The sequence below is a fragment of the Labrys sp. ALF-8 genome, from assembly GCF_059699065.1.
The window spans coordinates 738,099-751,672 of sequence record NZ_AP048538.1 but is presented as its reverse complement, the minus strand read 5'-3'; the positions used below and the strand labels follow the sequence as shown (position 1 = coordinate 751,672).

The following is a 13,574-nucleotide window of genomic DNA, read 5'->3' as shown; positions in this document are numbered from 1 at the left end:
CATGCCCGCTTTGATCTGCCGCTCCATGGCGGTGGCGCTAATCTGTGGCATGGCACAGTCATTCCTCGTCGAGATGTGGAAGGCCGTCGGCGGTGATGCCGCGCTGGCGGATCGCGTCGCCATCGTCGGCGGGGGCCAATTGCCCTCGGCCTTCAAGGTGAGCGACCTTGCCTCCGCGGCGGTTGCCGCTGCGGGGCTGGCCGTCGCCGAATTCGAAGGAAAGATCACTGGGAAGCATGGGACGGTGACGGTCGATCGCCGTCTCGCCTCCTTCTGGTTCCTGTCGTCCCTGCGCCCGATCGGCTGGAGCATGCCGGCCGTCTGGGATTCGATCGCAGGCGACTACGAGGCCAAGGATGGCTGGATCCGCTTGCACACCAACGCTCCGCATCACCGCGCCGTCGCGCAGAAAGTCCTAGGAGATCATGCCGACAAGGGGGCCATGGCGGCGGCCGTCAAGGCGTGGAAAAAACGGGAACTGGAGCAGGCGATCATTGCCGCCGGAGGATGCGCCGCCGAGATGCGTTCTCTGTCCGAGTGGCGGCAGCACGAGCAGGGTCTTGCGGTCGACGCCGAGCCGCTGGCACTGCGCCATACCTGCCTTCACGGGAGCGAACTGGACTGGCGCCCTTCTCTGGGCCGACCATTGAAGGGCCTGCGCGTGCTCGATCTCACGCGCGTGCTGGCTGGCCCGGTCGCAACGCGTTTCCTGGCAGGCTACGGCGCCGAGGTTCTGCGTATCGATCCTCCCGATTGGGACGAACCCGCCGTCGTTCCGGAAGTCACGCTCGGCAAGCATTGCGCTCGGCTCGATCTGATGCGCACCCATGACCGCGGTGTCTTCGAGGAATTGCTGTCCGGAGCCGATATTCTCATTCACGGTTACCGGGCCGATGCACTGGCTGCCCTCGGTTACGACGGAGCACGTCGCCAGGCGCTTTCGCCGGGTCTGATCGACGTCAGCCTCGATGCTTACGGTTGGTCCGGCCCATGGCGAAATCGCAGGGGTTTCGACAGCCTGGTCCAGATGAGCAGCGGCATCGCAGATGCGGGAATGGCGTGGCAGCGCGCCGACAGGCCCGTTCCCCTGCCTGTCCAGGCGCTCGACCATGCAACGGGCTATCTGATGGCCGCAGCCGCCATTCGAAGCCTCACACAACGTCTCACTTCCGGCGAGGTCGTACGCACTCGTCTCTCGCTCGCGAGAACGGCCAAGCTCCTGACCGACGCGGGTCCACAGGATGACCAGTCGCCATTTGCGGCCGAGACCGGGAAAGACCTCGCTATTCCTGTCGAAAGGACTTTCTGGGGCGAGACGCAGCGGCTGAAGTCGCCCGTCGAGATCGACGGGACCGCCATGACTTGGGACGCGCCGGCGACGCCGCTTGGAAGCGCACCGCCAAGATGGGCCTGAGCCCTATTTCCTGTCGAAGGGATTCCTCGGCGAGCGCAGGCTCAGACGGATCGGCACGCCCGGCATGTCGAAGGTCTCGCGCAGGCCGTTGATCAGGTAACGCTGGAAACTGTCCGGCAGCGCGTCGAGCTGGTTGCCGAAGACGGCGAAGTGCGGCGGGCGCGTCTTCACCTGCGTCATGTATCGGATCTTGATCCGGCGCCCCGAGACGGCCGGCGGCGGATGGTGCTCGAGCACGCCGCCCAGCCAGCGATTGAGGCGAGCCGTCGGTACGCGGCGGTTCCAGGTGGCATAGGCCCTGAAGCAAGCTTCCATCAGGCGATCGAGCCCCTGCTCGGAAAGGCCCGACAGGGTCACCACAGGGGCGCCGCGCAGTTGCGGCAGCAGGCGCTCGAACATCTCCCGCGCATCTGCCAGCGCCTTGTGGCGGTTCTCGGCCAGATCCCATTTGTTGAGACCGATGACGATGGCGCGCCCCTCTCGCTCCACGAGATCGGCGATCTGGAGATCCTGCTTCTCAAACGGAGTTCCGCTGTCGAGAAGCAGGACGACGACTTCGGCGAAGCGCACGGCCCTGAGGCCATCCGAGACGGAAAGCTTCTCGAGCTTGTCCTCGATGCGCGCCTTCTTGCGCATGCCGGCCGTGTCGAACAGCTTTATATGCTTGTCGCGCCAGGCCCAATCCACGGAAATCGTATCTCGTGTAATACCCGCCTCTGGACCGGTGAGCATGCGGTCCTGGCCGATCAGCGCATTCACCAGCGTCGACTTCCCGGCGTTGGGACGGCCGATGATCGCCACCCGCAATGGACGGGCGATACCGGCATCGAGCGCGATCGCCTCCTCCTCGCCCTCCTCGCCGCTTACGACGGCATCGGTCTCCGCCACTTCCTGCTCCGGCTCGTAACCGGTGGCAGGAGCGAGATCGACAATGGCCTCGGCGAGATCCGCCATGCCCTCGCCATGCTCGGCGGAGATCGGCACAGGATCGCCCAGGCCGAGGGCGTAGGCCTCATAGGCCCCAGCGAAGCCAGTGCGGCTCTCCGTCTTGTTCGCGACCAGGATCACGGGCTTGCCCGAACGGCGGGCAACTTCCGCGAAATGCTCGTCCGCCGGCGTCACGCCGACACGCGCATCGAACATGAAGAGGATGAGATCACACTCGGCGATCGCCGCCTCGGTCTGCGCACGCATGCGACCGGCGAGCGAGGCATCGTCGGCGACCTCGAGGCCCGCGGTATCGATCACCTTGAAATTGAGGCTGCCCAGCTTGGCATCGCCTTCGCGCCGGTCGCGCGTCACCCCCGGCCGGTCGTCGACGATCGCAAGCTTGCGACCGACGAGCCGGTTGAAGAGCGTGGACTTGCCGACGTTGGGCCGACCGACAATGGCGATGGAGACAGGCATGCGTCAGGAGGCTTTGAAGGGCTGGTCAGCAGCGATGAGCTGCAGCATCATTTCGGCACGCTGGCGAAGGGACGCCGGCACATCCTTGTCGGTGATGATGGCCTGGTACCACTTGGCAGCGTTGGTGAGGTCCTTCGCCTTCCACGCGGACAGGCCGAGAATTTCGCGGGCCGAGTGGCGCCAGGGCTGGTCAGCAGCGGCGAGTGGCTCGATTCTGGCGGCAATGTCCGCATAAGAGGCGCTGTCGACCATCAGATAACCTGCCCTGATCTTGGCAAGACCCTGCAGGAGCGGATCGACGGAGGGATCGGCAGCGAGGGTGTCATAGGCCTTGATGCCGTCCGCGAGCTTGTCGGTCGCAGTTTCCGCGGCAAGGCGGAAGCGTGCCAGCGTCTGGTACCCGGCATTGCCGTCCTTCGCGAGAGCACTGAGCGTCGCGGCAGCGTCCGCCGTCTTCCCCGCCTGGGCAAGCGCCACCGCCGACTGGAAGCGAGCCCCCTGGGCATCGGCCTGCTGCTGCTCGTAACGCTGATAGGCGACAAAGGCGGCCACTCCCAGCACGACGGCGGCAGCTGCACCGATGACGTAGTTGCCGTATTTCGCCCAGAGCTTCTGCGCCCGTTCCCGGCGCATATCCTCGCTGACTTCCTGGAAAATATCGGTCATAGACCCGGCTCGTACCCTTGTGCGCGCTCTACGCGGTTTATCGCCCTCGACCTAGAGGAGAGGGTCTGTCGCGTCAAGCAAACTGACACTTTCGAGGCTCTTGCAGGCATTAAATCGCTGTATACCCGTCGCCTTTGCAGGTCTGAGCCCCTCATGGAAGCTCACGACGGCGCCGCAGGATCGGCAGCCCGCCGGCAAGAATGGCAAGCACCAGAACACCGACGGCCAGCCACATCCAGTTCGCCCGGGCGAAAGCCAGCCCCCGGTCCGCAAGGCCCGGTGAAAGCGGGGCGATCAGGCTGGTAATGCTGCGTTGCGCCACTCCCGGCGCACCGTCGCCATATTGCCGGCCCGCGTCGAGTTGCAGCCCCGCAAGCAAAGCTTCAGCCATCGTCAGATGCGAGGTGATCTCGGCTGCGGGAGAGACCATGGTGAGTTCGAAATAGCCGTCCTTGCCGAGCGCATAAGCGTGCACATTGGCGGTTCCCTCGTCGGGGTCGCCGCCCTTCTCGGCATTCGACGTCGCCCAGATCAGCTTGTGGCCCGCGCTGTCGTAGCTCGGCTTCTCGAGCCAGTCCCGGACCTCGATTTGCGGTTCGCCGCGCTGCCCGCGCCCCTGGTTGCCCGCCTCCGTACTCGTCTTGAGCGCCTGCAGCAAGGCGTCGAGGTTCCAGCCCCGTGCTTCATCATCGACGACGTGCGTACCGGCGTGATAGTTTATGAAAGTGACCCAGTTGTCCTCCGACATCGGTATGGCAATACCTATCAGGTCCGGATTCACGAGGTTGACGTCCTTGTCGTAGCCCACTGCCTTCGCCCACGCACCGGCCTCGGGCTGGCGGACGAACCCGGCCCCGGCGGGCAGATGCAGGATTGCCAGGTCGGAGAGCTTCACATCCGCCGGACCAGGCTGCAGCATCTTCTGCATCGCATCCACGGTGGCCTGGAGTATTTCCGCCTGCTTCTGCCCATCCGTCTCCTGGGCGCGGGTGAGGGTCGCCCCGCCCACCAGGAAGGAGGCGGCCAGCGCGAATGCGAGGATTGGTCGGGCGATCATGGCCGCTCTCCGGGAACAGAAACGCTGAAGAGGTACCCGATAACGCGAAATCCCTAGCAATCCGTGTCGGGCCCGGCGCCAGGCCTCAATATTTCCTTTCCTATGTCGTTGCGATGTCACGAGGGCTGAATTAGAAGGTCGAAAAGGGAGAGCCGCCTCGCGGCTTAGAAACTGAAATGACGACTGAGCCCCGCCGCTTTGACAATGCGAAAGCGGCTGTTGCGGCGATCACGCAGCTTTACGAATCCAACACGACCCGACTGCGAGAAGCCTTCGATGCCTTCACCAGAGGCAAGGATTTCGACCATCGCGTGCGCGCATACTACCCCTTCATCCGCGTCGGCACGGACACCCTGCCGGAGTTGGATGCTCGTACCCCCTTCGGCTTCGTGGCCGATACGGGCACCTACATGACGACGCTCACGCGCCCCGATATCTTCGGCCGCTATCTGGAAGAGCAGATCGCGCTCCTCATCAAGAACACCGGCGTACCGGTGGAAATCGGCGAGAGCACGACGCCTATCCCGATCCATTTCGCGCTCGGCGAGGATTATCACGCCGAAGGAGGGCTTGATTACGGGCGCCTGGCGCTGATGCCGCAGGTCTTCGATGTGCCTGATCTCACCATCATGGACGACCGCATCGCCAATGGGATCGAGGTGCGTTCGGCGGAAGGCGCCAAGCCGCTGGCACTGTTCACGGCGCCGCGCATCGACATCTCGCTGATGCGCCTGAAGCATTATACCGGCACCTCGGCCCGGCATTTCCAGAACTTCGTGATCTTCACGAACTACCAGTTCTATATCGATGAGTTCGTGCGCCTGGCCCACACCATCCTCTCCAAGGGAGACGGCGGTTCGCTTGGCTCCGGCTACACCGCTTTCGTCGAGCCCGGCAACGTGGTTACCGAGGCCGGCGGACAGACATCCGAGCTCGAAGTGACGGGCCGGCACCCGCAGCGCCTGCCCCAGATGCCGGCCTATCACCTCAAGCGCGAGGATGATTCCGGCATTACCATGATCAACATCGGCGTCGGCCCCTCCAACGCCAAGAACATTTCAGATCACATCGCCGTATTGCGCCCGCATGCCTGGCTGATGCTCGGGCACTGCGCCGGCCTGCGAAACTCACAGATGCTGGGCGACTACGTTCTGGCCCATGCCTATCTGCGCCAGGACCAGGTGCTCGATGCCGACCTCCCGCGCGAGGTACCGGTGCCTGCGCTCGCGGAGATCCAAATCGCCATCGAGCGGGCCGTGGGTCGGGTGACCGGTCTCACCGGCTACGACCTCAAGCGGGTCATGCGCACGGGAACCGTCGCCACGGTGGATGACCGCAACTGGGAACTGCGCCCCTCCACGGTGCAGAACCTTCCTTTCATCCAGAGCCGCGCCATCGCACTCGACATGGAGTCCTCCACGATCGCAGCCAACGGCTTTCGCTTCCGCGTTCCTTACGGCACCCTGCTCTGCGTCTCGGACAAGCCGTTGCACGGCCAACTGAAGCTGCCGGGCATGGCGGATTCCTTCTATCGGGAGCGGGTATTCCAGCATCTGGCAATCGGGCTGGAAACGATGGCGCTGCTGCGCGACACCGACAAGCGCCAGCTCCACTCGCGCAAGCTGCGCAGCTTCAACGAGGTGGCGTTCCAGTAGCGCTGCGGCACGCCAAGGAATGAAGGAATGAATGCGGCGATGCGCCCTCGGCGATCGCCTTACTTCTTCCTCATGCCATAGGTGTTATCCGGCCCGGGGAAGCTGCGGTCGCGCACGGCATCGACATATCCCTGTACCGCTCCACGGATATGGTCGCCCAGCGAGCCGAAGCGCTTGACGAATTTCGGCACGCGCTCCGAAAGGCCCAGCATGTCCTCAAGGACGAGAACCTGCCCGTCACAGGCGGGCGAGGCGCCGATGCCGATCGTTGGAATGGGAATGTTGGCCGTGATCTTGGCCGCGAGCGGCTCTGCCACGGCCTCGATGACCACAGCGAAGGCGCCCGCTTCTGATACAAGCTGGGCGTCCCTCTCGATCGGCCCCCAGTCCGCCTCGTCGCGGCCCTGCGCCCTGAAGGAACCCAGTGCCATGATCGACTGCGGCGTCAGCCCGATATGTGCCATTACGGGCACGCCACGGTCTGTAAGGAAACGAATGGTATCGGCCATTCGCTCGCCGCCCTCCAGCTTGACCGCGCCGCAGCCGGTCTCCTTGAGGATCCGCACTGCGTTACGGAAGGCCTGTTCCGGCGACTCCTCATAGGAGCCGAAAGGCAGGTCGACGATCACCAGCGCGTGCTCGGAGCCGCGCATCACCGCCCGCCCCTGCAGGATCATCATGTCGAGCGTCACCGGCAAGGTCGTCTCCATGCCGTGCATGACCATGCCGAGACTGTCGCCCACCAGGATGCAGTCGACATAGGGATCGATGATGCGAGTCGTATGGGTATGATAGGAGGTAAGAGTGACGATCGGCTCACCACCCTTGCGGGCACGGATCTGGGGAGCGGTGATACGCTGCAACTGGTTTTGAACAGACACGGACTTTCCTCCTGAACGCCCCTGACGAGATCAGGGCTTTCGGCCAAGCGTCATCTTGCGTTCTGGCCGAAAGGCGACATACCAATCGTTCAAAAGCGTCATGCGGTAAAGCGGCAAGATAAAAAAACTGCCAGCTCCGGACGCGCATCACGTCTTCGCATCGAGCATAGCTGGCTCAACGCGAACATTCTCCGGAAGTCTTGCCGCCTTCGACGCATTAACCATATTCGTGAACACATGGGGCAAACACTGGCTCCGGTCTCCACAATCGTTAACAAATGATTAAAGAATTTGTTTGCGCAGGCACTCCCCCGGACGTTATTCTCCCGAGCCTTGGGGCTGGGATACCAGTTTTGGCGCGAGGATGGGTGCCCAGGTAGCGTTTGGGTGGGAACGATATGGCTGAACCCCTGAAGAAAGACGAAGCACTCGCGGCGGCAGTTCGCGAGGCCTTTCAGCGGCACATGGAAGCAGCGCGCCAGGCTGCCGAGGCCCTGAAGGAGAAGCAGGCGGTTGCGCCATCGGCATCGCTGCCGCCTCTTTCGGCGCCGCGGGATCCGCGTCTCGCGGTTCCGGCGCCGGCTAATGACGGGCGTGCGGCGCCCGAGGCCGCGAAGCTGGCTGCGTCACCGTCCAAGCCGCCGGCTGAACCCGTCTCACTCAGCCGATTGGTCGCCATCGCCACCTCACCGAAAGTTTCTGAGCCCGCGCCTGCGGAAGTGCTTGCACCCGCTCCTTCGGCTCCAGTCCCTGCAGTCGAACCGGCCCCGCCGGTCGAAGCGGTGGTCGCCGAGGATGCCGCCGTACTTGAAGTGGTCGACGCACCGAAGGCGGAGGCACCGATAGCGGAGGCTGCCGTCGAACCGGTGCAGGGCGACAAGACTCGACCAGGCTCGGACAATATAGGCGTCGATTTCGGGGAAGCGCTTTTCATCGAGATTGCTCCGGCTCTCGACAAGCAGCCTCTCGGCGATCTGCCGAAAATGCCAAGGGCCGCCTCGCTTGAGACATCCGGGCGCGAGACGTTGAGCCAGAGCGCCTCCGATGATCTGGAATTTCGGCAGCCTCCCCTGAGAGAGCGCCCGCGGATGTCGACGGCAAGCGTTTCATCAGGCCCGCCGCAGGATCTGGACCTGCTGGTGAGGAAGCCCGGGAACGACGCAGCTTCGATCGCCGAAGCGAAGCCCTCCAGAGAAGACAAGGTTGGGGACTTGCCGGCTCGCGCGACGAGCACTCGCTTCGGTGTGGCCGCCCCAGCACGGCCCGCCCCTGTGAATGGCAACAAGCGGGCTCGATTTGCCGCACCCGGCAAGTTCAGGATTCCGGGTGCCTTGGTCGCATCCCTCGCGCTGGCTGTCGGGATCGCCGGTGTAGGTGCCTATTTCTGGGCCAACCCCGAAAAGCTGCAGGCGATAGGCGCGCTCGTTGCGCCGCCTTCGCCGCAAGAGGCCAGGGTTGCCGTCGCTCCGCCGCAGTCGAAGCCTGCGCAGGATGCCAAGATCGACACGCCGCTTCCGACGAACCAATCCGCCCCGACCTCCAGTCCGTCGGCGACCTCCATCGCCTCGGTGCCTCCCCCTGCCCCGCCGGCGGCGACCCGTAGCGTCGATACGGTTGCCATTACGCTGGACGAAGTCGACGAGGCGGTGCAATCCGCGCGTGAACTGACGTCGATCGGCGACATCGATGGTGCCCGCCAAGCGCTCGACTCCTACAAGAACGGCAGCGATCCTCGCGCTCTCTTTGCCCTGGCAGAGACCTATGATCCGGCGATCGTGAAGGATCCTGCAAAGGCGAATCCCGCTCAGGCAAAGGCCTTCTACGAAGCGGCTGCCAAGGCAGGCTCGCGAGACAATACAGCCGATCGCATCGCCAGGCTGGCGCTCGCCCACACGAACTGATCGGGCACGGCGCGGCCGCACCCTTCCTCACGGCGTCATAGCCAGTATCACAGTCATATTGTTATCCCGACGCGTTCGCGGCGCGTCATTGGGAGCTAAGTGATCCACGGGTGGACATCATAGTCGCTCGTCTCGAGCGCATCGCTTCGCCCCCAACGACGGGACGGGGAGAGGATCCGGGCGTGGCGTGCTTGCCACCGCCTCATGCCGCCAGTTGCAGAGTTGATCGTGTCAGGCTCTCCATCAGGAATGACACCAGCGCCCTTGCGAGGTGGTCCTTCGCCCTTTCCTCACCAAGGAGCACAATTTCGGTCATCGGCAGTGGTGGCCAGTCTTCCCCGATGGCGAGCACGCGCAGTCCCGGCTGGAGGAAGGATCGGCCGAGGACCGTGACCCCGAGGCCTCCCGCCACGGCCGCCTGCACCCCCATCAGGCTGCTGGCGGTGCAGGAAATCGTGCCGACGCGCCCGACGGTCTCCAGGGCTTCCAGCGCAAGACCACGGTAGGTACAGGGCTGGGGGAGCAACACCAGCGGCACCGGCTGGCCTGCTCTAACTTCGAAGTTCTCCGCGGCGATCCACTCCAGGGGCTCCCGCCAGATGATGCGCCCACGCTGCATGGCTCCGTCCCTCTTGGCGATGGCGAGATCGAGGTCGCCTTTGTCGAGCAAGGCCAGGAGATCGCAACTCATGCCGGTCGTCAGTTCCAGCACGATATCCGGATAGGTACGGGCAAAGCGCGCCAGCAGGCGGGGCAATTGCTGGGGGATGAAATCCTCGGTTACGCCAAGGCGCAACCGTCCGCTCACGACCGGCGAAACGAACTGACGCATGGTTTCGTCGTTGAATTCGATCATGCGCCGCGCTGCTCCGAGCAAGCGCTCGCCGTCAGCGGTCAGGGAGAGCGAACGACTTGAACGTTCAAATACGCGTCTCCCGATAAGCTCTTCCAATCTCAAAATTTTTTGACTGACGGCTGATTGGGTGCGACCCACGATCCCAGCCCCGCCCGTCATGCTGCCGGCCTCGGCGACGGCGACGAAGGCACGCAACAGATCGATCTCGATATCAGGCAATGCCATCTCATCATCCAATCACATCGTTTCTAGCTAATATTAAAACTATTTGCTTTCCTTCTAACGGGCAAGGCAGCACCCTCCGGCCAACTCCACGGCAGGCACTCGAGGAAGGACATCATGAAAGCCATTGGATATTACAAGCCGCAGCCCATCGGGGCCGCCGACGCGCTCGCCGACATCGAGATTCCCGCGCCGGTTCCCGGCCCTCGCGACCTGCTCGTCCGCATCAAGGCTATTTCGGTCAACCCCGTCGATGTGAAGGTGCGTGCAGGCGTCAAGCCGGCCGACGGCCAGGCCCGGATCCTGGGTTGGGATGCCGCAGGCGTGGTCGAAGCCGTCGGCACCGACACGGCCCTCTTCAGGGGTGGGGACGAAGTCTTCTATGCGGGTACCCTGAACCGTCCAGGCACCAATGCCGAGTTGCAGGCCGTGGACGAGCGGCTTGTCGGCCGCAAGCCCACTTCTCTTTCGTTCGAGCAGGCCGCGGCTCTGCCCCTCACGGCAGTCACGGCGTGGGAGTTGCTGTTCGATCGTCTCGGCGTTCCGGCGGAAGACAAGACGCAGGCGGGTACGCTCTTCATCATCAACGGTGCCGGCGGCGTCGGCTCCATTCTCATCCAGATCGCTCGCCAGTTGACGGGGCTGACCGTGATCGCCACCGCGTCCCGGCCCGAGACCGCCGAATGGGTGAAGCAGATGGGTGCCCATCACGTCGTCGATCACCACAAATCCCTTGCGGAGGGCCTGAAAGCGATCGGTCTCTCCGAGGTCGACTATGTTGCCGGTCTCACGGCAACGCAACAGAACCTGCCCGCAATCGTCGACATCCTGCGACCGCAGGGCAAGCTCGCCCTGATCGACGACCCCGAGACGCTCGACATCGCGCCGTTCAAGCGCAAGAGCCTGAGCGTACACTGGGAACTGATGTTCACGCGCTCGATCTACGAGACGCCGGACATGATCGCCCAGCACGACATCCTGAACAGGGTCTCCGAACTGGTTGACCAGGGCGTGCTTCGCACGACGCTCAAGGAGAATTTCGGCCCGATCAATGCAGCCAATCTCAGGGCCGCGCATGCGAGCGTCGAAAGCGGCAAGGCGATCGGCAAGTCGGTGCTGGCAGGTTTTTGAACCGTCTGCCGTTCCTGGGAGCACGGGCTATACGCCTGGATCCCAGGAATGCCACTTCCTGGCGCTCCGTCGGCGCCCGGCTAGCCCCCGACACCGGTGAACGTATCTACCAGCAGTTTGATATCGAGTACCAGGATCACCGTGGCGATCGCCCAGGACAGGAGCGTGAGCCAGGGCGGCGTCGCAAAGACACCCATCTTGCGCCTGTCGGAGACGAAGCGCACCAGCGGGATGATGGCGAAGGGGAGTTGCATCGACAGCACGACCTGGCTCAGAACGAGCAGTTCGTTCGTGCCACGGTCGCCGTAGATCGCCGTCACCGCCACCACGGGCACGATAGCGATGCCGCGGGTGATGAGGCGGCGCGCCCAGTCGGGGATGCGCAGGTGTAGGAAGCCCTCCATGACGATCTGGCCGGCAAGCGTGGCCGTCACCGTCGAATTGACGCCGGAGGCGAGCAAGGCCACCGCGAACAGGGTCGAGGCGATGCCGACCCCGAGCATCGGCGAGAGGAGTTGGTAGGCCTCTTCGATCTCCGCGACATCGGTGCGGCCGTTCTGGTGGAAAACGGACGCCGCCATGATCAGGATGGCCGCATTGACGAACAGGGCCAGCATCAGGGCGATGGTGCTATCGGTCACCGCCCAGCGAATGGCTGCGCGCTTGCCTTCGTCCGTGCGTTCATAGGCCCGGGTCTGAACGATGGAGGAGTGAAGGTAGAGATTGTGCGGCATCACCGTGGCGCCGATGATGCCGATGGCAATGTAGAGAGCCTCGGGATTGGTGACGACGGCGGCCTGCGGCAAAAATCCGCCCAGGACGTCCCTGACGGCGGGAGCCGCCAAGACGATCTGGATGATGAAGCAGGAGAAGATCACCACCAGCAGCGCGATGACAAATGCCTCCAGCGAGCGGAAGCCACGCTGCATCAGCATCAGCACCAGGAACACGTCCACTGCTGTGATGATCGCCCCCCAGATCAGCGGAATGCCGAACAGAAGGTTCAGGGCGATGGCCGTGCCGATCACCTCGGCAAGATCACAGGCAATGATCGCAAGCTCGCAGGCGAGCCAGAGCATGATGTTGACGGGTTTCGAATAGTGGTCGCGGCAGGCCTGCGCGAGATCGCGCCCGGTGACGATGCCGAGCCGGGCTGCCAGCGCCTGCAGCACGATCGCCATCAGGTTGGACAGGAGGATGACGCAAAGCAGGGTGTAGCCGAACTTGGAGCCGCCGGCGATATCCGTCGCCCAGTTGCCCGGATCCATATACCCGACGGAGACCATGTATCCCGGCCCGACGAACGCCAGGAAGCGCCGCAGCCACAGCCCCGTCTTCGGAACGGGCACGCTGCTGTTCATCGACCCGAGGCTCGGCCTCGCCTCGCCTTCCGGTACCACCCGCCAGGCTCTCGCCGCTTGCGCTGCGCCAACCGCATCGCCGCTCATATCATCCTCCAACGCAAGCCCGCCCGCCTTTTAAGTCATCCAGTTTTTATAGCTTATGCTATACTCTAAAGATTAGTCAATGGAGAACCGCTTAGGCTGGGTTGTATCCCTCCCATTGCTAAATCGACCTGGATCGGGCATACCGACAGGGCAATACCGGAAAGACGAGGAGAGCCGGCATGAAACGTTCCGCTGCGCTTTCGATCGGAGAAGCCGGGCTGGTCGACGCCGTCGTGCATGTCGAAAGCTTCCGACAGGCTCGCGAGGCCCGCAGACTTGAACTCGTCGAGGATTATGTCGAACTGATTGCCGACCTCATCAAGGATGGGGGCGAGGCTCGGCAGGTCGACATCGCAGCGCGCCTCGGCGTCGCCCAGCCTACCGTCGCCAAGATGTTGAAGCGGCTGGCCGACGAAGGATTTGTCGCCCAGCGTCCCTATCGCGGCGTGTTCCTGACAGAGGCCGGACAGGCACTGGCCGAAGCCAGCCGCGAGCGGCACCATCTGGTCGAAGCCTTCCTGCTGGCCCTGGGCGTCGACGCGGATACCGCGCGCCGGGACGCCGAGGGCATCGAGCATCACGTCAGCAAGGCGACGCTGGACGCCTTCTCGCGCTTCGTCAAATCGAAACGCTGACGTCGATCGCCGCGCAGAAGCCATCCCTGCCTCGCCGATGCGAAGGCCGGATGGCGACGCACCTTGGCCTGGCTGCGACAGATTACCCTTTGCCAACGACAACGGGCGGCATGGAATTTGCTCGTTTTTACGACATCGCCGGTTTAGGGCGTGTCATCAGTCATGGCCAGGTTCGACAGGAGCGATTTTGGTTGAGGAGATGGAAGGCGAAGCCGTAAGCCTCCTGGCTTGCGATGACCGCCGTGGTCTCGCCCTTGGCGAAGCGCATTCCATCCACCTGCATTGCTTCTCCTGTGGGCTT

Annotated in this window: 12 protein-coding genes; 5 read left to right on the top strand and 7 right to left on the bottom strand. The window is 63.7% G+C overall.

Translation table 11 applies throughout. The annotated features are described in order from the left end of the window. The first annotated feature begins 49 nt into the window (after positions 1 to 49). The gene (locus AC6H34_RS23320) at positions 50 to 1,414 is read left to right on the top strand and encodes a CoA transferase (protein ID WP_497540389.1); all 1,365 of its coding nucleotides are present in this window, start codon (positions 50 to 52) and stop codon (positions 1,412 to 1,414) included. Positions 1,415 to 1,417: 3 nt separating this feature from the next. On the opposite strand, the gene der is transcribed toward AC6H34_RS23320, so the two are convergent. From der to AC6H34_RS23305, 3 genes are all read right to left on the bottom strand, one after another. Beyond that, positions 1,418 to 2,821, bottom strand: a complete 1,404-nt coding sequence (gene der, locus AC6H34_RS23315) for a ribosome biogenesis GTPase Der (RefSeq protein ID WP_497540388.1) — start codon at positions 2,819 to 2,821, stop codon at positions 1,418 to 1,420. Positions 2,822 to 2,824: 3 nt separating this feature from the next. Then, positions 2,825 to 3,487, bottom strand: a complete 663-nt coding sequence (locus tag AC6H34_RS23310) for a tetratricopeptide repeat protein (RefSeq protein ID WP_448147316.1) — start codon at positions 3,485 to 3,487, stop codon at positions 2,825 to 2,827. Positions 3,488 to 3,638: 151 nt separating this feature from the next. Further along, complete coding sequence (locus AC6H34_RS23305; RefSeq protein ID WP_497540387.1) at positions 3,639 to 4,544, bottom strand: DUF2167 domain-containing protein; 906 nt, start codon at positions 4,542 to 4,544, stop codon at positions 3,639 to 3,641. Between the two features lie 176 nt (positions 4,545 to 4,720). Here AC6H34_RS23305 and AC6H34_RS23300 point away from each other — a divergent pair, with 176 nt between their 5' ends. Then, positions 4,721 to 6,199 (top strand): AMP nucleosidase, encoded by a 1,479-nt coding sequence (locus tag AC6H34_RS23300; protein WP_497540386.1) that lies wholly within the window; start codon positions 4,721 to 4,723, stop codon positions 6,197 to 6,199. Between the two features lie 59 nt (positions 6,200 to 6,258). Here the strand turns inward: AC6H34_RS23300 and panB are convergent, their stop codons facing one another. Continuing rightward, a complete protein-coding gene (panB, locus tag AC6H34_RS23295) occupies positions 6,259 to 7,080 on the bottom strand; it encodes a 3-methyl-2-oxobutanoate hydroxymethyltransferase (protein WP_448147313.1) in 822 nt (273 codons plus the stop codon). 398 nt (positions 7,081 to 7,478) lie between these two features. On the opposite strand from panB, the gene AC6H34_RS23290 reads away from it, so the two are divergent. Then, positions 7,479 to 8,981, top strand: a complete 1,503-nt coding sequence (locus AC6H34_RS23290; protein WP_497540385.1) for a hypothetical protein — start codon at positions 7,479 to 7,481, stop codon at positions 8,979 to 8,981. Positions 8,982 to 9,183: 202 nt separating this feature from the next. Here the strand turns inward: AC6H34_RS23290 and AC6H34_RS23285 are convergent, their stop codons facing one another. After that, positions 9,184 to 10,062: a LysR substrate-binding domain-containing protein gene (locus AC6H34_RS23285; RefSeq protein WP_448147311.1), complete on the bottom strand. Its 879-nt coding sequence runs from the start codon at positions 10,060 to 10,062 to the stop codon at positions 9,184 to 9,186. Positions 10,063 to 10,176: 114 nt separating this feature from the next. On the opposite strand from AC6H34_RS23285, the gene AC6H34_RS23280 reads away from it, so the two are divergent. Then, on the top strand, positions 10,177 to 11,190 hold the full coding sequence (locus AC6H34_RS23280; RefSeq protein WP_497540384.1) for a zinc-binding alcohol dehydrogenase family protein: 1,014 nt from the start codon (positions 10,177 to 10,179) through the stop codon (positions 11,188 to 11,190). 80 nt (positions 11,191 to 11,270) lie between these two features. On the opposite strand, the gene AC6H34_RS23275 is transcribed toward AC6H34_RS23280, so the two are convergent. Continuing rightward, positions 11,271 to 12,638, bottom strand: coding sequence for an Nramp family divalent metal transporter (locus tag AC6H34_RS23275; RefSeq protein WP_497540383.1), 1,368 nt, complete (start codon positions 12,636 to 12,638; stop codon positions 11,271 to 11,273). A 179-nt stretch (positions 12,639 to 12,817) separates the two neighbouring features. Between AC6H34_RS23275 and mntR the strand changes: the two genes are divergently transcribed. Further along, positions 12,818 to 13,273, top strand: a complete 456-nt coding sequence (mntR, locus tag AC6H34_RS23270) for a manganese-binding transcriptional regulator MntR (protein ID WP_448147308.1) — start codon at positions 12,818 to 12,820, stop codon at positions 13,271 to 13,273. 160 nt (positions 13,274 to 13,433) lie between these two features. Here the strand turns inward: mntR and AC6H34_RS23265 are convergent, their stop codons facing one another. After that, positions 13,434 to 13,556, bottom strand: coding sequence for a hypothetical protein (locus tag AC6H34_RS23265; RefSeq protein ID WP_448147307.1), 123 nt, complete (start codon positions 13,554 to 13,556; stop codon positions 13,434 to 13,436). Positions 13,557 to 13,574: the final 18 nt, after the last annotated feature.